Source organism: Nonomuraea sp. NPDC049607 (assembly GCF_040675375.1).
GTDB lineage: Bacteria > Actinomycetota > Actinomycetes > Streptosporangiales > Streptosporangiaceae > Nonomuraea.
The window spans coordinates 483,199-504,309 of record NZ_JBFAOV010000002.1 but is presented as its reverse complement, the minus strand read 5'-3'; the positions used below and the strand labels follow the sequence as shown (position 1 = coordinate 504,309).

Below are 21,111 nucleotides of genomic sequence, written 5' to 3'. Positions count from 1 at the left end.
CATTGTGTTAGCAATTGGACGCTTTGGGTAATCGCGTCTGTATGAGTGGATTCTGGGGAGTCCTGGCGCAGCCGGAGCTGAAGATCGACTGGACCAGGATGCCCACGTACAACACGATCATGGCGGTCGCGGCCGGCGTCGGGTTGCTGCTCGTGGTCTCCTTCGGCCGCCGGCTGCTCAGGGGCGACCCGCTGGAGCACGTGGAGGGCTGGGCGCTGGCGTTCGGCGCGATGGGGGCCGTCCTGACGGTGACCGGGCTGCACATGACGCTCACCTGGCCGCTGGCCGGGCAGGGCTTCCCGTTCGACAACATCATCTTCGGGGAGCCCTCGCTGGCGTTCGGCGTGCTGCTGCTGGCCGCCGCGATCTACCTGTGGAAACGCTGGGGGCTGGTCGCCGTGGCGCCCGACCGGCGCAAGCTCGTGGCGCGTACGGCCGGGCCGATCTCGCTGTTCGTCTTCGCCATGGGGCTGGCCTGCTTCGGGATCGCCGCGGCGGGGTGGACGTACATGTTGTTCGCCGCGCCGCCGCAGGAGCCGATCTCGGGGGCCTTCGCCGGCATGCCGCTGCTGGAGGCCACCTTCATCTCCGGCCTGTACGTGCTGGTCGGCGTGGGGGCGGTGCTGTTCCCGTTCGCGCTGCGGGCCAGGGGTGGCCCGGTCACGACCGTGACCGGGGTGTGCTGGGGGGTCGCCGGGGTGGCGTTCCTCCTGTTCGGCGCGCTGAACTACTTCACGCACATCGGGCTGATCGTCAACACCATGTAGGCGTTCACGGGCCCAGGAACATCGGCACGGAGAAGAACACGATCATCGCGATCGCCACGCAGATCAGGAACCCGATCAACTCCCAGGCCCAGTCGTAGTGCCGTTCCCTGCGCCGCTTGAGCGCCTTCTTCCTGGCCGCGGCCTTCTTCTTGCCCGCCGGCTGCTTGCGGGCGCCGGGCTTGGCGCCGCCTCTCCCCGGTGAGCGGGCCGGTCCGGCGCCGGGCTTGCGGCGGGACGGGCCCTGGAGGTCGCGGATCGGATCGGGGTGGAGTTCGCGGTCGGCTGCTAGCTCGCGGGCGAGCTCGAAGGCGAAGTCCGCGGCCCGGCTCCGCTCGCCGGGCGCCGCGCCGGGCCGGTTGGGGTCGGACAGGCCGGAGCCGGACAGGGTGGATTCGGGCAGGTCGGAGCCGGACAGGGCCGGGTCGGAGAAGGCCGAGGTGGCGGGGGCCGGGTCGGAGGCGGCCGGGCCGGACGGGGGCTCGGGCGCGGGCATGCGGTAGACCGGCTCGGCGGTGGCCCTGGACCTCGGGGTGAACAGCGGCGCGGCCTCCTTGACCGGCTGCTCCGCCGCGAGGGGCCGCTGCGGCGCGGGCCGTTGCGGGACGGGAGGTTGTGCGGTGGGGCTTTGTGCGGCGGGACGCTGCGGGGCGTGGGGCGGGTCCGTGTGCGGCGGCACGTCCCTGATGGCGGGCATCTCCAACGTCGCCGGCTCGTCGTCCAGCACGTCCGCGGGCACGGGCGTGCCCAGGAAGAAGGGCCGCTCCCCAGGCGGCGGAACGACGGCCTCGGGCGCGGCGTCCGCCACGGGAGGTGCGGTGAAGTCGCCCGTACTGAAGGGCTGGAGCGAGGGGCGGTCCGACTCCGGCAGGGCCTGCGACGGTTGCGGGTGTCTGGTGAGGAACGGCCGCACGGCCGCCGCCCGCGCGGCCGGGTCCCGCAGCGGCCCCATCGAGTCCAGCGCGCCCAGCGGGTCGCGCAACTTGGGCATCGGCGCGGTCGTCGCCTCGTGCACGGACGGCCGCTCGCCGGAGGGCGGCGTGAGCAGGTCCGCCGGGAAGATCCCGGTGCTGGTCGCCGGGTCGGCCTCGGCGAGCGGCAGCGGCCACTGCGGCGGCGCGGGCCAGAGCGGCTTGACGAACAGCGGCCCCGGCTCGGCGGGAACCGACCCGGCGAAGTGCACGCGCAGGATCGCGGGCGGCTCCGGCCAGGGCAGACGTCCGAGGACGTCCCGCAGCGGCGCGACCGCGAGCGCGCCGTACACGTCGGACAGCGGCTTCGGCACCCGCCCTTCGGCCAGCGCGGCCAGGGCCATGCCCAGGACCTGGCGGAAGCGGTGGCTCGCCCCGACGACCAGCTCCTCGGCGGTGTCGGGTGCGACGTCGAGCACCCAGGCCAGCTCGGCCCTGCTCAGCTCGCACACCGCGCACAGCACGAGCACCTCGCGCTGCTGCGGGCGAAGCTCGCGCAGCACGCGCTCGACCAGCGCAGAGGCCGGGTCGACGAGCGGGTCCACGACGGGAGGGGTGTAGACGACGTCCCGCCGGTGGATCTGGCGGCGGGCGTAGGCGTACAGGGCGGCGCGGGGTGGGACGGCGTCGGGGACGCCGGCGAGCACTCCGCCGAGCACGGACGCCAGGACGTCGGACGCGGTGCCCGGATCGCCGAGCTGGTCGGCGCAGTACGCGAACAGCCCGGCGGCATGGCGGTCGTAGAGCTCTGCGATCAGTTCTGCGCGGGGGCGCTGACCGGTGAGCGGCTGGGGCACGGGGCCGATCCTCTTGCTAAATGTGCGGACGCTGAGGTGAGGGGTACGCGTCTGGAGATTGTGGAGGTAATCATGCCAACTCACCCAGGTCCGGCGCACCACTTGATCGGAAATTCCGGTAAATCTCCCTGGTCAGTGAAACGCTTAAGCCGTCCCCCGTGGGGACACGGGGGTCCGGGCCGCCGTAGTCTTGTGGGCCACCGAGATCATGCGGCGGTCGTGGCAGGGGGGCCGCGGCCCTGCCATCGAGCGAGAGGTCACGCGTGATCACATTCGACGCTGTCACCAAACGCTATCCAGACGGCACCACCGCCGTGGACGCACTCAGCCTTGAGGCGCCCACCGGCGAGATCACCGTGCTGGTGGGCCCCTCGGGCTGCGGGAAGACGACGTCCCTCCGGATGATCAATCGCATGATCGACGCCTCCGAAGGACAGGTCCTCCTCGACGGGGTGCCCGTGAGCGGCATCGACCCGCCCACGCTGCGCCGCGGCATCGGGTACGTCATCCAGCAGGCGGGTCTCTTCCCGCACCGGAAGATCGTCGACAACATCGCGACGGTCCCGTACCTGCTGGGCTGGGACAGGAAGAAGGCCCGCGCGCGGGCCATGGAACTGCTCGAACGCGTCGGGCTCGACGCGGCGTTCGCCGACCGCTACCCGTTCCAGCTCTCCGGCGGGCAGCAGCAGCGCGTGGGCGTGGCCAGGGCGCTGGCCGCCGACCCGCCGGTGCTGCTCATGGACGAGCCGTTCAGCGCGGTCGACCCGATCGTCCGCACCAGCCTCCAGGACGAGCTGATCAGGCTCCAGGCGGAGCTGAACAAGACCATCGTGTTCGTCACCCACGACATCGACGAGGCGATCAAGCTCGGCGACCGCGTGGCCGTGCTGCGCGTGGGCGGACGGCTGGCCCAGCTCGCCGACCCCAAGACGCTGCTGTCGGAGCCGGCCGACGACTTCGTCCGCGAGTTCCTGGGCCACGACCGGGGCATCAGGCGGCTGCAGTTCATCTCCACGAAGGGGCTGAGGCTGCGTACCGACCTGACCGTGCGCGAGCGGGCGGCCAGCGACGAGCCATGGCTGCTGGTCGTGAGCGACGACGACCGGCCCGTGGGCTGGTTCGCCGGTTCGCGGCCCGAGGAACTGGAGCCGTACGGGACGTTCGTGCTCGGCCGCGACTCGATGCGGTCGGCGCTGGACGCGGCGCTGCTGTCGCCCTCCGGCTGCTCGGTCGCCGTGGACGAGGACGGCAGGGTCGTCGGCGTGGCCACCAGGGAGGCCCTGGACGAGGCGCTGGCGGAGGCCGCCGATGCGTGAAGGTCCGCCCAGCATCTGGGAGTGGATCGCGCGCAACTGGGACACCGGCCGCGCCGACAGCATCAGGAACCTGCTGACCGACCACCTGACCATGTCCCTGGTGCCGATCCTGGCCGCGCTGGTGCTCGCGTTGCCGCTCGGCCTGGCCTGCGTGCGCTGGCGCTGGCTCTACCAGCCCACCTCGGGCCTGATGAACGTCGTCTACGCGCTGCCGTCGCTGCCGGTGTTCATGCTGCTGATCTCGGTGACCGGGCTGTCCCAGACCACCGTGATCATCCCGCTGACCTTCTACGGCATGGCCGTGCTCATCCCCGCCGTGGTCGACGGGCTGAACTCGGTGCCCGACCACGTCCGACAGTCGGCCGTCGCCATGGGGTTCACGCCCATGCGCCGCCTGCTCCAGGTCGAGCTGCCCATCGCCACGCCGGTGGTGCTGGCCGGGCTGCGCGTGGTCGCGGTCTCCAGCATCAGCCTGGTCAGCGTGGGCGCGCTGATCGGCCAGGGCGGGCTCGGCGGGTTGTTCACCCGGGCCTACCAGAACCCGTTCATGCCGCCGGTGATCACCGGCATCGTGCTGATCGTCGCGCTGGCGCTGGTCGCCGACGGCCTGCTGGTCCTGGCCCAGCGACTGCTCACCCCCTGGGTACGCGCGCGGAAGGGGACGTCATGAGCTGGTTGGGCTCGTTCTTCGGCTGGCTGGCCGACTTCTTCGGCACCGGGGCGAACTGGACCGGCCCCGACGGCATCCCGGCGCGGTTGCTGGAGCACCTGGAGTTCTCGGTCCTGGCGCTGGCGCTGGCGATGCTGATCGCGGTGCCGCTGGGCCTGGCCATCGGGCACACCGGCCGGGGCGAGGTCGTGGTCGTCATCTCGGCGAACCTGGCCAGGGCGCTGCCCACGCTCGGCCTGCTGGTGCTGTTCGTGCTGCTGCTGGGCACGTCCTCGATCTGGCCGGTGATCATCCCGTTGGTGCTGCTGTCGGTGCCGCCGATCCTGGTCAACACCTACGAGGGCATCAAGGGCGTCGATCCGGAGCTGCGCGACGCGGCGTACGGGATGGGGCTGCGCGGCGGGCAGGTGCTCGGCCGGGTGCTGGTCCCGGTGGCGCTGCCGCTGATCCTGCTCGGGCTCAGGCTGTCGGCGATCCAGGTGGTCTCCACCACGACGGTCGCCGCGTACACGGGGCTCGGCGGGCTCGGCCGATTCGTGATCGACGGTTTCGCGACGAAGGATTACGCGAGCGTCGTGGGGGGTTCAGTACTGATTGTGCTGTTCGCGCTTGTCGTGCAGATCGTGTTCGCCCTCATCCAGAGGGTGACCGTTTCGCCGGGGGTGAGCCAGAGACTGAAGGTTCGATAGTCTCCGGTATTACCTGCCGCTTTAGAAGGGAAATTCGAGATGAGACGCATGATCGGCACCGCGGCGGTGCTCGTGTCGGCGACGCTGGCGCTGGCCGCCTGCGGTGGCGGTGGCGGCGGTGGGGGCAACCCGCTCGACACCACGAGCGCGGCGCCCAGCGGGTCGGCCGCGGCGGCCGGGGGCAAGGCCGTCATCGGCTCCTTCGACTTCGACGAGAGCGTGCTGCTCGCGTCGATCTACGCCCAGGCGCTTGAGGCCAAGGGCGTGCAGGTTGAGGAGAAGCCGCGCATCGGCAGCCGCGAGGCGGTCTACGACCAGGTCAAGAACGGCGGCCTGACCATCGTTCCCGAGTACAACGGCAACCTGCTGGCCTTCATCGACCTGAAGAACACCGCCTCGACGACCGACGAGGTCAACGCGGCGCTGAAGGAGAAGCTCCCGGCCGAGCTCGAAGTGCTCGACTCCTCCCCGGCCGAGGACAAGGACAGCCTCTCGGTCACCAAGGAGACCCAGACCAAGCAGTCGCTGAACAGCATGGAGGACCTGGCCAAGGTCTCCAAGAACATGGTGGTCGGCGGCCCGCCGGAGTTCAAGAAGCGGTGGGAGGCGCGCTTCAAGGAGGTCTACGGGATCGAGTTCAAGCAGTGGGAGCCCAAGGGCCCGGCCACGGCCGACGCCCTGAAGGACGGCTCGATCCAGGTCGGCAACGTGTTCACCACGGACCCCAAGATGCTGGCCAACAACCTGGTGCCGCTCCAGGACACCAAGAACATCTTCCCCGCCCAGAACGTCACGCCCCTGCTGTTCAAGGCCGGTGCGAACGACACGATCCGCACCACGCTCAACGGCGTCTCGGCCAAGCTGAGCACGCAGTCCCTGCTCGACATGATGCAGAAGATCTCCGTCAACAAGGACGAGCCCGCCACGGTGGCCAAGGAATGGCTGACCTCCAACGGCCTCGCCTGACGCCCGCGGCGGGGGCCTCCGGGGGGAGGTCCCCGCTGTGAGCGAGTTCACGGAGGCGATGGCGCAACTGGCCGCGGGCGTCGCGGTGATCACCGTCCAGGACGGGCGGGACGACCTGGGCGTGACCGTCTCGACGCTGATGTCCGTCTCGGCCGAGCCGCCGCTCGTGCTGGTCAGCCTGGCCTCGCGCGGCTATCTCTGCGAGGTGCTGCTCCGGCAGGACCGGTGGGCGGCCTCGCTGCTGTCCTCCGGCCAGGCCGCCGTCGCCAGCCGCTTCGCCACCGCCGGACGTCCCAGCGCCCGCCTCCTCGTGGCGGGCACCCCCCACCACCGGGGGACGCACACCGAGGCGCTGGTGGTCGAGGGCGGTGTGGCGGCCCTGGAGGCCGAGACGACCCAGGTCGTTCCGGCCGGCGACCACACGCTCTTCGTCGCCCAGGTGCTCGCCGTCCCCTATGTCACCCCCGGGCTTCAGCCACTGGTACGGCTGCGCGCCCGCTACCGGCCGATGGGATGATGCATGCGCAGTTTCCTCTTCCTCCTGGGCAGCAGCCGCCGTGACGGCAACACCGAGACCCTGGCCAGGCACGCCGCGGCCACTCTCGCGCCGGACGTCCGGCAACGCTGGCTGCGCCTGGACGACCACCCGCTCCCGCCCTTCCAGGACATCCGCCACACCGGCGACGGCGTCTACCCCGTCCCCGAGGGCGCGGAGAAGCTGCTCGCCGAGGCCACGCTCGACGCCACCGACCTGGTGATCGTCTCCCCGCTCTACTGGTACAGCGTCTCCGCCACCACCAAGCTCTACCTGGACTACTGGTCGGCCTGGATGCGCGTCCCCGGGTACGACTTCAAGGCGCGCATGGCGGGCAAGACCGTCTGGGCGGTCACCACGATCAGCGAGGAGGACGAGTCCGTGGCCGATCCGCTGGTCGGCACGCTGCGCCTGTCGGCGGAGTACTTCGGGTCGTGGGGCGGCGCGCTCGTGGGCTACGCCAACCGCCCCGGCGACATCCTGCGCGACACCGGCGCCCTGGAGCGGGCCGCGGCCTTCTTCAGCCCCGGCGCTCGAAGTGCGGATACAGGTTCGTCTTCTTACCGGCCTTGACCAGCGTCTCGACGACCCGGCCCGTGAGGTCGACGACGCCCACGCCGTCCTTGACCGGGGCGAGCAGGTGCCGCTCGTCGTACCAGCCGAGCGTCGGGCCCCACACCGGGCTGAAGGCCAGCTTGATCTGGGTGACGGCCTTGCCGGTACGGGTGTCCCAGACGCAGGCGGCCTTCTCCGGCGAGGTGCAGGCGGTGACGAAGCGACGGCCCGACGGGCTGAACGCGCCGAGCCCGGAGGCGGCCGGGCGTCCCCGCACGTGCCAGGTCCGGGTGACGGCGCCGGTGAGGTCGTAGCGGCGGACCGCGGAGGAGCGGTTCCTGCCCCAGCGCACGACCACGCCCTTGCCGTCGTGCGTCCACTGGAAGCCGCCCACGGTGATGAGCGCCTTCTCGATCCGGACGAACCGGGCCTCCAGCGAGGGCACGTCGATCAGCACGATGCCCGCCGAACGCGGCTCGCCGCCCGGCTCGAACACGTTGAGCAGCAGGCGGCGGCCGTCCGGCGACCAGGTGGGCCAGACCGTTTGCAGGTACTGGCCCTCCCGCTCGGGGTCCTCCGGCACGGGCAGCTCGACCTCGCTCTCCTTGCCCGACCGGCGGTCCAGGAAGGTCACCTTCGGCACGCCACTCGCACCGTCGTTCTGCCTCACCTGCCAGCGCTCGTCCGGGGAGACGCTGACCGCGCCGTCCACCCGGGTCCAGGCGCGCTTGGCCGGGTTCCCCGATCCCCGTGGATCACGGAGCATACAAGATCAAATTATCTGATGATGTACCAACCGGGCAAAGAGAGCGGGCCGGTGGCGGGCAGGCCCAGTTCGGCCGACAGGCGGGCCAGCGGGCCCCAGGCGTCCAGGCGCATCCTGGCCAGGGCGGCGGACTTGTCCTCGCTGGACTCCGGGCCCCGCAGGCGCTCCAGCGGGTTGAGCCTGGGGTAGACCCGCACGGGGGCGTCGTCGGCCAGCCCGGCGCGTTCGCGGGCCAGGCCGAGGGCGTGCTCAAGGCCGCCCAGCTCGTCGACCAGGCCGTTGGCGTGGGCGTCCGCGCCGGTCCAGACCCGGCCTCTGGCCAGCTCGTGGGCGCGTTCGCGGGTCAGGCCGCGGCTCTGGGCGACCTTGCCCACGAAGTCGTCGTAGATGCGGTCGAGCCAGGCGTTCACCCGGTCCCACTGCTCGGGGGAGAAGCCGCGGGCGGTGGAGAACATGCCGGCGTTCACCCCGTCGGCGACCAGTTCAGTATTTATCCCGATTTTTTGGAGCAAGTCAGTCATGACGGGCTTGCCGCCATAAACGCCGATCGAGCCGGTCAGGGTGCCGGGCTGGGCCACGATCACGTCGGCGCCCATGGACACGAAGTAGCCGCCCGACGCCGCCAGGTCGCCCATGGAGACGATCACCGGCTTCACCCGGCGGGTCAGCGTCACCTCGCGCCACACCGTGTCGGAGGCCACGTACGAGCCGCCGGGGCTGTCCACGCGGAAGACCACGGCCTTGACGTGCTCGTCCCGGCGGGCCGCGCGCAGCGCCGCGCTGATCGTGTCGGAGCCCATCGCGCCGCCCCCGCCGAGCGGGCTGCGTCCGCTGCGGCCGCTCCTGATCTGGCCGTGGCCGTGCACGAGCGCGATGCTGTCGGCCATGGGATGCGGCAGCTTCCGCACCGCCGCGCTCCTGGCGTACCGGGAGACGAACAGCAGGTGCGCCTCGCCGCCCGCGGCCTGCCTGACCTCGTCGTACACCTCGTCGCGGTAGGCGAGGGCGTCCACCAGGCCGGTCTCCTGCGCCTCGGACGCGGTGAAGGGGCCGCGGTCGATCAGCTCGCGCACCTTGCCGGGGTCGAGCCTGCGGCCCTCGGCGATGCCGCGGACGAGCTGCTCGGCGACCGACTCCACGATGCGGGTCATCGACTCGCGGTGGGGCTCGGTCATGTGCTCCTGGGTGAAGGTGTTGACCGCGGTCTTGTACTCGTGCCGCTGCCCCGCCTCGACCTCCACGCCCAGCTTGGTCAGCGCGCCCTTGAGGAAGCGCTGCTCCATCGCCACGCCCGTGAGCCCGACGTCGCCGCTGGGCTGGAGGTAGACCCGCTCGAACGCGGTGGCCAGGTAGTAGGGGACCGTGCCCCCGCTGAACTCCCCGAACGTCTCGGCGTAGGCCACGGTCAGCTTGCCGGAGGCGCGGAAGCGGGTGACGGCCTCGCGCAGCTCCTGCACCATGGCCAGGCCCAGGGGGTTGCCGCCGAGCTTGACCACCAGCGCCTTGACCCTGGAGTCCCGGCCGGCCCGCCGGAGCCCGGACAGCACGTCCGACAGGCGGGTCCTGCGCATGGACAACACCGCGGCGACCGGGTCGGCCGGCGGTCCCTCCGTGAGGCCCTCGGTGAGATCGAGCTCCAGGACCAGCGGGCCGGTGCGCCGCTGGCGAAGCTTGTCGACGGTTTCGAAGATCGCCCTGCCTGCGTCCATATAGCCACCCTAAGCGACACATTTCGGGTGAGGCGTGGAAGAGGCTGGTTTGCGAGGCTTCGTCGCGGAAGGGCCGGATCGGGCGTCCGGCCCTTCCGGTCTCAGGCCCTGGGCGCGCCCTGGGCCGTGGCCGCGAACACGTCGATGCGTGCCGTGCGCACCTGGGCGCCGCCCGAGGCGTAGCCGATGCTCCGGCCCGTGGACTGCAACCGCTGGAGGAGCTGCGCCACCGTGAGGTTCGGGTACGCCTGCCGCATCAGCGCGAACGCCCCCGTCACGTGCGGCGTGGACATCGACGTGCCGCTCTTGTCGGCGTAGGTGTCGTCCGGGACCGCGGACCTGATGCCCACGCCCGGCGCGAACAGGTCGAGCAGCGTGCCCCGGTTGGAGAAGCCGGCCACCGCGTCCTGGTCGTCGGTGGCGCCCACCGCGATCGCGGAGGAGATGCAGGCGGGCGCCGAGACGCCGTCGGGGAAGCCGTTGTTGCCAGCCGCGACCACGGGCGCGACCCCGAGGGAGATCAGCGCGTCGAAGTCCGGCTTGAGCCCCGCCGCGTTCGGGTCGGAGTCGCAGCTCGCCCGGTAGGGCCCGCCGCCGCCCAGGCTCAGGTTCGCCGCGGCGACGTGCTGGGCCGCGGCCACCCGCGCGACGTACTCCAGCGCCAGCTTCTGGTCGGAGGTGTAACTGAGGAAGCAGGGCGCCTGGGAGCCGATGACCGCGCACGTCATCGCGCTGTCGATGCGGCTGAACACCTGGATCGGCAGGATGTTCGCGCCGGGCGCGACGCCGTCGGAGGGGGCGCCGGTCGTCATCCGGCCGGCGGCGATGCCCGCGACGTGGGAGCCGTGCGAGCAGGCGTTGACGCCGTTCACGACGCACTGGGCGGTCTCGGCGTCGGCGGCGCCCGGGCCGGTCTGGCTCGGCTGGTTGTTCGGGCAGAGCGAGACCGATCCGTCGCTCGCGTCGGAGGAGGAGAAGCACGCCTCGTCCACGATCCGGCCGGTGAAGAACGGGTGGTCGCGGTCGATGCCCGTGTCAAGGATGGCCACCGTCGTGCCCCGGCCCGTCCAGCCGGCCGCGTTGGCCCGGTCGGAGCCGATGAGCCGGGTGCTCGTGTCCAGGACGGCCGGCCGCAGCTCGTCCTTGTAGACCGCCTGGACGCGCTCGTCGTTGCTGAGCTGGGCCAGGGTCTTCCCGTCCAGCTCGGCGACGAAGAAGTGGGGGGACTGGGCCGCCTCCAGGACCCGGCTGCCCTCGGAGGCCTGTTCGAGGTCCTTGGCCACGGCCTGCACGTTCTGACCCGGCTTGAGCTGGATGATCGAGCGCACCTTGCTCTTGGCCTGGACCTCCGCGACCAGCGCGGGGCTGATGACCGGGTCGCCGGTGTCGTGCGCGTCGGCGTGCACGGGTGGCGCCGTACAGAGCACGGCGGATGTCGCGGCCAGCGCGGCGGCGCAGGCCGACAGGGACCGTAGCCTCACTTATTCCTCCGAGGATCGTCCGATGTGAGGTGTCCATCCCCGGGTGTGACAAGTGCGATGTGCGTGACCTATGGGAAAGCAGGGAAAGCTGAGTGCCTTTTTGCCTTGCGGCGGGAAAGCGCGAGGGCCGGTCGGAGGTGACCGGCCCTCGCCCTGGTGAAGCCGCTCAGAGGGATCTGAGCACGTTCTTCGTCGCCTTCTTCAGCGCCGCCTTGGACGCCGAGCCGCTCAGCCGCACCTTCTCCGCGGCGGTCAGCACAGTGGTGCCGTTCGTGCCGTGCGCCCAGTTCAGCCAGGCCGTCAGCAGCGCGCCGTCCAGCTTGTCCCTGGTCGTCTTCGTGCCCTTCAGCACCCGGTACGCCTTGCCCAGCGACGACGCCTTGGTCAGCTCCGGGAACACCTTGCTGGCCTTGCCGATCAGCTTCAGGTAGCAGTTGAGCGTGCTGTCGGGGATCGTCCCGCTGCTGCGGTGGATCTCCACGGCCCACTTCCCGGCCGTCATCCGGGCGCCGGCCGTGCCGCGCGTGCAGACGGCGGCGGCCGAGGGGGCGGGCGTCGGCGTGACGGTCACCGTGACCGTGACCGTGGGCAGCGGGACCGGCGTGGCCGAGGACGTCGGGACCGGCGCGGGGTCCCGCTCGTCCGTGGGGTCGGGCTGGGGCGTGGGGCCGCTGCCGTCCGTCGGGTCGGGTCCGGGGCCGGCCGTCGGCGCCTGGCTGATCGGCGGCTGGGTGGCGGTGCCGGCCAGGGCGGCGCCCACGTCCAGGCGGGGGGTGGTGACCTGCGCGCCGTTGGCCTCGTACTGGTAGGGCCGGCCCGTGGTCTTCAGCGTGTTGATCAGGTCGGCGATGGACGTCTGCGGCGAGGCCGCCTTCATCAGCGCCAGCGCGCCGGCCACGTGCGGCGTCGCCATCGAGGTGCCGCTGTGCACGGCCATCTGGTTGTCCGGCACCGAGGACTGGATGTCCACGCCCGGGGCGAAGAAGTCGACCAGCGAGCCCCGGTTGGAGAAGTCGGCGATGGCGTCGGCGCCGTCGTTCGCGCCGACCGCGACCGCCGAGGAGACGCAGGCGGGGTAGGAGGCGCCCTCGAAGAACTCGTTCCCGGCGGCGACCACGGTCGCGATGCCCTTGGCCAGCAGGGCGTCGATCTTCGGCTTGAAGACCGCGCCCTCCTCGGTGGCGTCGCAGTCGGTCTCCGAAAGCGCGCCGCCCAGGCTCAGGTTCACCGCCGCGATGGGCTGGGTCAGCGTGGTCACGTAGTCCATGGCCAGCCGCAGCGACGACTCGAAGGCCAGCAGGCACGACGACTCGCCCATGCAGATGTCCTCGTCGTTGACCCGGCTGAACACCTGCACCGCGATGATCCCGGCGCCCGGGGCCACGCCGCCGCTGCCCGCCGCGATGCCGGCGACGTGCGTGCCGTGCTCGCACAGGTTCACGCCGCCGGACAGGCACTTGGCGGTGGTGGCGTCGGCCGCGCCCTCGCCGGTCTGCTGGGGCTGCCCGTTGGGGCACAGCGACTCCACGCCGCTCTCCACCGCCGAGAAGCACGCCTCACCGGCGAGCCGGCCCGCGAAGTACGGGTGGTCGCGGTCGATCCCGGTGTCCAGGATGACGACGTTCTGGCCCGCGCCGGTGAAGTTCTTCTCGTGGGCCTTGTCCGCGCCGATCTGGGTGATGTTGGAACCCACCTCGGCCGGCGCGTACGTCCGGTCGCGGTGGATGGAGGTCACGCGCGGGTCCTCGGCCAGCCTGGCCAGCTCCTCGGCGGTGCCCTCCACCACCATGAACGGCTGGCTCTGCGGCTGCAGCAGCACGTCGACGCTCTGGGCCGCCGCCGCGCCGGCCACCGGCTCGTGCTGCGCCGCGTCGGTCAGCTCCACGATGGCGCGGGTGGTGTCGCCGTCGAGCGCGAGGCCCTCCTCCAGCTTGCTCTGGGAGGGCGTGGGCGTCGGCGTCGGGTCGTCGGCGAACGCCGGGACCGAGGCTGATAACAGGGCCAGCACGATCGAGCTCACGATCAGGGGGCGAAATCGCACGCGTCCTCCGAAGGGGATGATCTCGGAGTTTAGGGCGATTTATCCCGCTAGCACAGGGTCCAGCCCTGTTTCTCACCGAACTTTCAGCGCACGCACCTCAAATGTTCAGCGGATCGGCCGGCGCCTCCTTGGTCAGCCACACCGCGCCCATCGGCGGCACCCGCAACGTCGTGGAGAACGGCAGCCCGTGCCACGCCTCGGCCTCGGCCTCGACCCCTCCCATGTTGCCCACGCCGCTGCCCCAGTAGTCGTAGGCGTCGGTGTTGACGACCTCCGCCCAGTGGCCGCCGTACGGGAGGCCGAGCCGGTAGCTCTCGTGCGGTCCGCCGCTGAAGTTGACCACGCAGGCCGCCGCCGACCCGTCGGCCGCGTACCGGACGAACGAGAACGTGTTCCCGGACGCGTCGTCGGCGTCGATCCAGCGGAACCCCTCCGGCCTGCCGTCCTGCTCCCACAGCGCCGGGGTCTCCTTGTAGAGCCTGTTGAGGTCGCGGACGAGCCGCTGGACGCCCTTGTGCCCGTCGAACTCCAGCACCCACCAGTCGAGCCCGCGTTCCTCCGACCACTCCGAGCCCTGGCCGAACTCGCCGCCCATGAACAGCAGCTGCTTGCCCGGATGCGCCCACATGAACGCCAGCAACGCCCTGAGCTGGGCGAAGCGCTGCCATTCGTCCCCCGGCATCTTGCCCAGCAGCGAGCCCTTGCCGTGCACGACCTCGTCGTGCGACAGCGGCAGCACGTAGTTCTCGGAATAGGCGTAGATGAGGGAGAACGTCATCTGGTGGTGGTGGTACTGGCGGAAGATCGGCTCGCGGCGCAGGTATTCGAGCGTGTCGTGCATCCAGCCCATGTTCCACTTGAACCCGAAGCCGAGCCCGCCCAGGTGCACCGGCCGCGAGACGCCGGGCCAGGCCGTCGACTCCTCGGCGACGGTCGAGATGCCCGGAGCCTCCCGGTAGCAGACCGAGTTCATCTCCTTGAGGAACTCGACCGCGTCCAGGTTCTCCCGGCCGCCGTAGACGTTGGGGGTCCACTCGCCCTCGCGGCGCGAGTAGTCGAGGTAGAGCATCGAGGCGACCGCGTCCACGCGCAGGCCGTCCACGTGGAACTCCTTCAGCCAGTAGAGCGCGTTCGCGACCAGGAAGTTCTTGACCTCCCTGCGGCCGAAGTCGAAGACGTAGGTGCCCCAGTCGGGGTGCTCGCCCCTGGCCGGGTCGGCGTGCTCGTACAGCGGGGTGCCGTCGAAGCGGGCCAGGGCCCAGTCGTCCATGGGGAAGTGGGCCGGCACCCAGTCCAGCAGCACGCCGATGCCGCGCTGGTGCATGCGGTCCACGAAGTGCCGGAACTCGTCAGGGGTGCCGAACCTGGCCGTCGGCGCGTAGTAGGACGTCACCTGGTAGCCCCACGAGCCGCCGAACGGGTGCTCGGCGACCGGCAGCAGCTCCACGTGCGTGAACCCCATGTCGGCCACGTACTCGGAGAGCTGGTCGGCCAGCTCCAGGTACGACAGCCCCGGCCGCCACGACCCGAGGTGCACCTCGTAGACGCTCATCGGCCCGAGCTGCGCCGGCCGGTCGTGCCGCTCGGCCATCCAGTCGTCGTCCGCCCAGGTGTAGGAGGACTGGTCGATCACGGAGGCGGTCATCGGGGGCACCTCGGTCCGCCGGGCCATGGGGTCGGCCTTGTCGCGCCAGAGGCCGTCGGCGCCGAGGATCTGGAACTTGTACCGCTCACCGGCGTCCAGGCCGGGGACGAACAGCTCCCACACGCCCGACCGGCCGAGCGAGCGCATCGGGTAGGCGGTGCCGTCCCAATGGTTGAAGTCGCCGACGACCCTGATGCCGCGCGCGTTCGGGGCCCAGACGGCGAACGCGGTGCCGGGCACGTCCTGGTGCTCCATCACGCGGGCGCCCAGGACCTCCCACAGCCGCTCGTGCCGCCCCTCGCCGATGAGGTGCAGGTCCACCTCGCCCAGCGTGGGCCAATGCCGGTACGGGTCCCTGACCTCGTACGGCTCCCCGCCGGCGTACCGGACGCGCAGCTTGTAGTCGGGCACCTTGTCCAGCCCGCCGACCGTGGTCTCGAACACGCCGTGGGCCTGATGTCTCATGTCGTGGGCCGTGCCGTCGTCGAGCACCACCTGTACCCGCTCGGCCAGCGGGCGCAGCGCGCGGAACACCACGCCGCCCGAGACGGGATGCGCTCCGAGCACGGAGTGCGGATCGTGGTGTGCCCCGCCAGCCAGGCGGTCGAGCTCTGTCCTCATGGGCATGCTCCCAACCCTGCCTTATGATGACCGTCCATCTCAGGCACTGCCCGCTTTCACGGTGACAATCACCGAATGTGCAAAATCCCGGGATGATCGCAGAAGTAGGCGGGATCGTCATGGATGATCCTTGGCCGTGTCGTGGCTGGACACGCCCTGAAGAGCGCGGGTCACCCGCCCGCGGCGTCCTGGAGAAGATTGTCCACCGTCATGCCGGCCCCTTCGGCGAGGCCGGTCGCCAGCGCCGCCGCTCCCAGGCCGGTTGTCACGAGCGCCGTGATCCGGTCCACGTCGCCCCGCTCGCCCGCCGGAAGCGGCGCGCCGACGGACGCCCTGAGCGCGGCGGCCTTGCCCAGCAGCCGGGCCGCGTCCTCGTGCCGCCCGCCGAGCGCCCGCGCCCCAGCCAGGCCCTCCAGTCCGAGGGCGGTCGCGCGCGGGTCGCCGATCTTGCGCGCGGCGGCCAGCCCGCGAAGCTGGAACTCCAGCGCGCCCGCCGCGTCGCCGCGCTGCTCGGCCACGAACCCCAGCTCCGCCAGGATCAGCGCCGCGCCCGGCTCGCCGGAGACCTCCAGCACCCAGTCCAGCCAGGTCCGCAGCAGCCGTTCGGCCTCGTCGAGGCGGCCCTGCCGGCGCGCGCCGAGCGCCAGCCCGATCTCGGCGAACTCCTCGGCCGGACGGTTCGACTGCGACACCGCCAGCCGCCTGGCCCGCTCGTGGTAGTCCTCGGCCGCCGCGTGGTCGCCACGCAACATGGCGATCCGGCCCAGACGGGACAGCGCGTCGGAGACCGAGCTCCACAGGCCCAGCTCCTCGGCCATGCGCAGGCCCTCCGCGCGCAGCCCGGCGGCGCGGTCGTAGTCGCCGATGATCTCGGCGTGGCTGCCCAGGCACTCCGCCGCCCGCAGCTCGCCCCAGCGGTCACCGGCCCGCCTGAACAGCGCGAGGCCGCGCTCGCCGGCGCGCCGCATGCCCTCCAGGTCGCCGCGCATCCCCGCCCACCTGGCGCTGACGGTCAGGGCGGCGGCCATGCCCCACTCGTCGTCCAGCTCGCCGAACTCCGACAACGCCGTCTCGACCATTCCGGCGCTGACCGACAGGTCGTCGTACCCGAACAGGGCGAACCCGACGAACCACCGCGCCCTGGCCCGCTCCCGGGCGTCCTCGATCGCCGGGAACAGCTCGGCCACGTCCGGGCCCGGCGGCTGTCCCACCAGAAGGCGCATGCCCGCCAGCCACGCCCTGGCCCGCGGGGCGCCCGGATCGTCGTCCGCATTGACGTCCGGCGGGATCGCGAGCGCCGCCTCCAGTGCCCGCTTGCCCTCGCCCAGCCGGCCGCTCAGCACCCAGTACCAGGCCAGGGCGTTCACCATCCGCAGCGCCTCGGCCGCCGCGCCGAGCCGCACCGCCGTCTCCAGCGCCGCGCGCAGGTTGCCGCTCTCCGCGTCGAGCCGGGCGAGCGCGCGCCGCTGCCCGTGCCCCCGCAGGTACGGCTCCGCCCGCTCGGCCAGGCCCGTGTAGTGGCGCACGTGCCGGAGCCGGACGTCCGCCGGCTCGCCCGCCGCGTCCAGCCGCTCCACGCAGTACGCCGCCACCGACTCCAGCAGCCGGAACCGGGGCTCCCCGTCGCCCCACGCCCGCACCACCAGCGACCGGTCCACCAGCCTGGCCACCGCGTCCAGGACGTCGACCCCCGGCTCGGCGCAGACCTCCTCGGCCGCCTCCAGCGTGCACCCGTCGGCGTGCACGGCCAGCCGCCGCAGCACGACGCGCTCGTCCTCGCCCAGCAGCTCCCAGCTCCAGTCGATCATCGCGCGCAGGGTCTGCTGCCGCGCGGGCGCGCCGCGCCGGCCGGAGGCGAGGACCCTGAACCGGTCGTCCAGCCGTTCGGCGAGCTGGCGCGGGGTGAGCGTGCGCATCCGGGTCGCGGCCAGCTCCAGGGCCAGCGGGATGCCGTCCAGCCGGGCGCAGATCTCGGCGACGTCGGCGTCCGGCTCGATGCCCGCGCGGGCGGCGAACAGCTCCGCCGCCGCCTCCCGTCCCAGTGGCGGGACGCTCCACAGGGCCTCGCCCTCGATGCGCAGCGACTCCTGGCTGGTGGCCAGGATCCGCAGGCCGGGGGCGGCCCGCAGCAGCCGTCCGGCCAGTGCGGCGACCTGCTCGACGACGTGCTCGCAGTTGTCCAGGACGAGCAGCGTCTCCATGCCCTCCAGGACGCCGGCCAGCCGGGCGGTCAGGTCCTCGGCGGCGCCGGCCACGTCGTCCCGCAGGCCGAGCACCCCCGCGACCGCCTCGGCCACCTCGACCGCCGGCGCCCCGGCGCGCAGCCCGGCCAGCTCCACCAGCCACACGCCGCCGCCGAAGCCCGCCGGGCCGGGGGAGTCCGCCGCGGCGAGCGCGAGGCGGGTCTTGCCGACCCCGCCGGGGCCCGTGAGCGTGACCAGCCGGTTACCCCGCAGCAGGGCGCGCACCTCGGCCACCGCCTCCTCCCGCCCCACGAGGCCGGTGAGCGGCGCGGGCAGGTTCGTCCGCCGCCGTCCGGGCCCGTCGAGCGCCGGGTCCTGCTCAAGGATCGCCTGGTGCAGCGCCACCAGCTCGGGACCGGGATCGAGCCCCAGCTCGTCGGCCAGCCGCGTCCGCAGGTCGGCGTAGCCGGCCAGCGCCTCGCTCTGCCGCCCCGCCCGGTACAGGGCCCGTACGTGCGCGGCCCGCAGCCGCTCGCGGAGCGGGTGCTCGGTCACCAGGTCGGTCAGCTCGGCCGCCAGCAGCGCGTGCTCGCCCAGCCCGAGCCGCGCCTCGGCCAGCTCCTCCACGGCCACCAGCCGCTGCTCGTCGAGCCTGGCCACGGCCGTCCTGGCGAACTCCTCGTCGGCGAACTCCGCGAACGCGGCCCCCCGCCACAGGTCGAGGGCCTGCCGCAGCAGCCCGGCGCGGGTCCGGGGGTCGGCGCTGCGTTGCGCCTGCCCGACGAGGGCCGCGAACCGCCCGGCGTCCACGGCCTCGGGCTCCACCCGCAGCAGGTAACCCGGCGCCCGGTAGGCCACCAGCTCCCGGTCGCCCAGCGCCCGGCGGAGCTGGGACACCTTCACCCGGAGCGCGGCCAGGGCGTTCGCCGGCGGCCTGCCGCCCCACAGGTCCTCGATCAGCCGGTCGGCGGAGACCGGCCGTCCGGCGTGGATCAGCAGGTCGGCCAGCAGCGCCCGGACCTTGACCTCCAGCACCTGGACCGGCTCGCCCCCGGGCCCCCACACGGCGAGCGCCCCCAGCACCCCGAACCGCACTCCGCCCCCCATAAGCAACTCCGAATCAGACCATAACCCCCCGCAGGCAGGGTGAACGCATCAGTCAAACACTAAGGAATCACGAAATGTCACAAGAAATTTCGGTCATTGGGCTCGGCCTCATGGGCGCGGCGCTCGCCGGCAGCCTCCTGGACGCCGGGCACCGCGTCACCGTGTGGAACCGTTCGGCGGACAAGGCCGACCCCCTGGTCGCCAGGGGCGCCACCCGCGCCGCGACGGTGGCGGAGGCGGTCGCGGCGAGTCCGCTGGTGATCGTCTGCGTGCTCGACTACCCGGCCGTGTACGAGCTGCTGGCCGACGCCCCGCTGGAGGGCCGTGTGGTGGCGAACCTGACCACCGGCCGGCCCGTCGAGGCCCGCCAGGCGGCCGAATGGGTGGCCGCGCGCGGCGGCGAGTACGTGGACGGCGGCATCATGGCCGTGCCCCAGATGATCGGCCGGCCCGGCGCGCTCGTGCTCTACAGCGGTTCGCAGGCGGCGTACGACCGCTACGAGGAGGCGTTCCGCGCCATGGCCGAGCCCCGCTACGTGGGCACGGACCCCGGCATGGCCCCGCTCCTCGACCTGGCCATGCTGACCGGCATGTACGGCCAGATCGCCGGCGCCCTGGAGGCGATGGCGCTCGTCGACGCCGCCGGTTATCCGTTGACCGACTTCACCAGCACCCTCCTGGTCCCGTGGCTCAACGCGATGGCCTCCCTCCAGCCGGAGTGGGCCAGGTCCGTCGAGTCCCGCGACTACACGACCCTGATGTCGAACCTGGAGATCAACAGGTCCGGCATGGAGAACCTGGTGCGCGCCTTCAGGGAACAGCAGGTCAAGCCCGACCTCCTGCTGCCGATGAAGACCATCATCGACCAGCGGGTCGCCCGCGGACACGGCGCCGAAGGACTGCCCGGCCTGGTCGAAGAGCTGCGCTGAGCCCGAGTCCGGCATCGGACCGGCCGGCAGGGTCAGGAGGGGCGGGGCTGGAAGGCGGCCAGGGGGATGGAGACCCAGGACGGGCGGTTGCGGGCCTCGTAGACCACTTCGTACACCGCCTTCGACAGCTCGAACGCCCGCAGCAGCGCCGCGTCGCCCACCGTGATCACGCCGCCCCCCTCCCGGTACCCCTCCAGGAAGGCGGTGCGGTTGCGGTCGGCCCAGGCCTCGGCCCGGGGCAGGAGCTCGGCGGCCTGCGGGTGGTCGGCCAGCAGGTGCCTGGCCGCGTAGTCGAACGAGCGCAACATCCCCGCCACGTCCCGCAGCGGCGACGACAGCGCCCGGCGCTCGGCCAGCGGCTGCCCCGGCTCGCCCTCGAAGTCGAGCACCACCCAGTCGGTGGGCGTGCGCATCACCTGGCCGAGGTGGTAATCCCCGTGAACACGCTGCACGGGCACTTCCCTGGTGAGCAGTTCCACCTGGTGATAGGCGTCCTCCAGGGCCGGCATGTGCGGCCGCAGTTCGGGCACCTCGGCCACGGCCCGGCCGAGCTGCCGCCGGAACCCCTCGGCCATGCGTTTGACCTCGTGGATCTCGACCAGCCCGGTGGGGAAGGCGGCGGCCAGCTCGTGGTGGACGCGGGCGGTGGCCACGCCGAGCCGTACGGACTCGGCGGCGAAGTCGCCGCCCGCCTCGGCGGCGGTGACCTCCGGCAGCGAGGCGTACAGGTCGCGGACGCTGGTCAGCGCGAGGTCCCAGCCGTCGTTGGCGTTGGACAGGTACTCCTGCATGAAGGCGAGCGTGGTGTCCGTGCCGTCCAGGTCGGCCTCGATCCACCCGTACGGCTGGGCGATGTTCGGCGCGTGCCGGGCGGCCAGGGCGCTGATGATCTCCAGTTCGGGATTGACGCCGGGGATCAGCCGCCGGAACAGCTTGCAGATGTAGGAGTCGCCGTACACGAGCGAGGTGTTGGACTGCTCGGCCCCCAGCACCAGGCTGCGCTGGCCGGTGTCGATGGTGACGCCGGGCGCGTGCCGCATGCGCAGCCCGCTGCGGGTCTCGTCGCCCGCCATGCCCTCCAGCAGCCAGCTCATGCTGTCCGCGTCATGGACGGCGTCGTAGAAGAAGGTCTCGCCGAGACTGCCGATGAGGGCGTGGTTGAGCCGGTCGGGCAGCTCGTGCCGCTCGCCCATGAAGATCTGGTACCGGTCGCGCGAGCCTTCCTGCCAGACGGCCACGATCAGGTGCCGGAGTCCTGGCGTCAGCTCGACGTCCGATTCGATCGACAAACGGTCGATCGGGCGCCCCTTGCCGCCGAACCATCGTTGGCGGCCGATCCATGCGGCAAGGAGCTCGTCTATCACGC

General features: G+C 72.1%; 16 protein-coding genes. 8 read left to right on the top strand and 8 right to left on the bottom strand.

Translation table 11 applies throughout. The features are described from left to right. Positions 1-41: 41 nt before the first annotated feature. Positions 42-767: a DUF981 domain-containing protein gene (locus AB0J97_RS06600; RefSeq protein ID WP_364085299.1), complete on the top strand. Its 726-nt coding sequence runs from the start codon at positions 42-44 to the stop codon at positions 765-767. 4 nt (positions 768-771) lie between these two features. Here AB0J97_RS06600 and AB0J97_RS06595 read toward each other — a convergent pair whose 3' ends face one another. After that, positions 772-2,532 (bottom strand): sigma factor-like helix-turn-helix DNA-binding protein, encoded by a 1,761-nt coding sequence (locus tag AB0J97_RS06595; RefSeq protein ID WP_364085296.1) that lies wholly within the window; start codon positions 2,530-2,532, stop codon positions 772-774. 263 nt (positions 2,533-2,795) lie between these two features. Between AB0J97_RS06595 and AB0J97_RS06590 the strand changes: the two genes are divergently transcribed. From AB0J97_RS06590 to AB0J97_RS06565, 6 genes are read left to right on the top strand one after another with little or no spacing between them, the layout of a single operon-like run. Next, positions 2,796-3,848: an ABC transporter ATP-binding protein gene (locus AB0J97_RS06590; RefSeq protein ID WP_364085293.1), complete on the top strand. Its 1,053-nt coding sequence runs from the start codon at positions 2,796-2,798 to the stop codon at positions 3,846-3,848. Further along, positions 3,841-4,518 (top strand): ABC transporter permease subunit, encoded by a 678-nt coding sequence (locus AB0J97_RS06585; RefSeq protein WP_357697466.1) that lies wholly within the window; start codon positions 3,841-3,843, stop codon positions 4,516-4,518. The genes AB0J97_RS06590 and AB0J97_RS06585 overlap by 8 nt, the downstream gene beginning before the upstream one ends. Continuing rightward, on the top strand, positions 4,515-5,207 hold the full coding sequence (locus AB0J97_RS06580; protein WP_357697468.1) for an ABC transporter permease subunit: 693 nt from the start codon (positions 4,515-4,517) through the stop codon (positions 5,205-5,207). The genes AB0J97_RS06585 and AB0J97_RS06580 overlap by 4 nt, the downstream gene beginning before the upstream one ends. Positions 5,208-5,246: 39 nt before the next feature. Continuing rightward, entirely contained in the window at positions 5,247-6,173 is a 927-nt protein-coding gene (locus tag AB0J97_RS06575) for an ABC transporter substrate-binding protein (RefSeq protein WP_364085290.1), read from the top strand. A gap of 37 nt (positions 6,174-6,210) precedes the next feature. Continuing rightward, positions 6,211-6,690 carry a flavin reductase family protein gene (locus AB0J97_RS06570; protein ID WP_357697471.1) on the top strand — a complete coding sequence of 160 codons (480 nt, stop codon included), beginning with the start codon at positions 6,211-6,213 and terminating at the stop codon, positions 6,688-6,690. Between the two features lie 3 nt (positions 6,691-6,693). Beyond that, positions 6,694-7,281: an NAD(P)H-dependent oxidoreductase gene (locus AB0J97_RS06565; protein ID WP_364085286.1), complete on the top strand. Its 588-nt coding sequence runs from the start codon at positions 6,694-6,696 to the stop codon at positions 7,279-7,281. Here AB0J97_RS06565 and AB0J97_RS06560 read toward each other — a convergent pair. The 6 genes from AB0J97_RS06560 to AB0J97_RS06535 all read right to left on the bottom strand — a co-directional run bounded on the left by AB0J97_RS06560 (position 7,229) and on the right by AB0J97_RS06535 (position 18,816). Further along, a complete protein-coding gene (locus tag AB0J97_RS06560) occupies positions 7,229-8,029 on the bottom strand; it encodes a hypothetical protein (RefSeq protein ID WP_364085283.1) in 801 nt (266 codons plus the stop codon). The genes AB0J97_RS06565 and AB0J97_RS06560 overlap by 53 nt on opposite strands. Before the next feature lie 11 nt (positions 8,030-8,040). Then, positions 8,041-9,738 carry a signal peptide peptidase SppA gene (gene sppA, locus AB0J97_RS06555; protein ID WP_364085280.1) on the bottom strand — a complete coding sequence of 566 codons (1,698 nt, stop codon included), beginning with the start codon at positions 9,736-9,738 and terminating at the stop codon, positions 8,041-8,043. 101 nt (positions 9,739-9,839) lie between these two features. Further along, positions 9,840-11,219 (bottom strand): S8 family serine peptidase, encoded by a 1,380-nt coding sequence (locus AB0J97_RS06550; RefSeq protein ID WP_364085277.1) that lies wholly within the window; start codon positions 11,217-11,219, stop codon positions 9,840-9,842. Between the two features lie 166 nt (positions 11,220-11,385). After that, positions 11,386-13,260: a S8 family serine peptidase gene (locus AB0J97_RS06545; protein WP_364085274.1), complete on the bottom strand. Its 1,875-nt coding sequence runs from the start codon at positions 13,258-13,260 to the stop codon at positions 11,386-11,388. A 97-nt stretch (positions 13,261-13,357) separates the two neighbouring features. Further along, positions 13,358-15,526, bottom strand: coding sequence for a 1,4-alpha-glucan branching protein GlgB (gene glgB, locus AB0J97_RS06540; RefSeq protein ID WP_364085271.1), 2,169 nt, complete (start codon positions 15,524-15,526; stop codon positions 13,358-13,360). Positions 15,527-15,696: 170 nt separating this feature from the next. Further along, positions 15,697-18,816 (bottom strand): BTAD domain-containing putative transcriptional regulator, encoded by a 3,120-nt coding sequence (locus tag AB0J97_RS06535; protein ID WP_364085268.1) that lies wholly within the window; start codon positions 18,814-18,816, stop codon positions 15,697-15,699. Between the two features lie 74 nt (positions 18,817-18,890). Here AB0J97_RS06535 and AB0J97_RS06530 point away from each other — a divergent pair, with 74 nt between their 5' ends. Then, a complete protein-coding gene (locus AB0J97_RS06530; protein WP_357697486.1) occupies positions 18,891-19,745 on the top strand; it encodes an NAD(P)-binding domain-containing protein in 855 nt (284 codons plus the stop codon). 32 nt (positions 19,746-19,777) lie between these two features. Here the strand turns inward: AB0J97_RS06530 and AB0J97_RS06525 are convergent, their stop codons facing one another. Continuing rightward, positions 19,778-21,109, bottom strand: coding sequence for an aminoglycoside phosphotransferase (locus AB0J97_RS06525; protein WP_364085264.1), 1,332 nt, complete (start codon positions 21,107-21,109; stop codon positions 19,778-19,780). Positions 21,110-21,111: the final 2 nt, after the last annotated feature.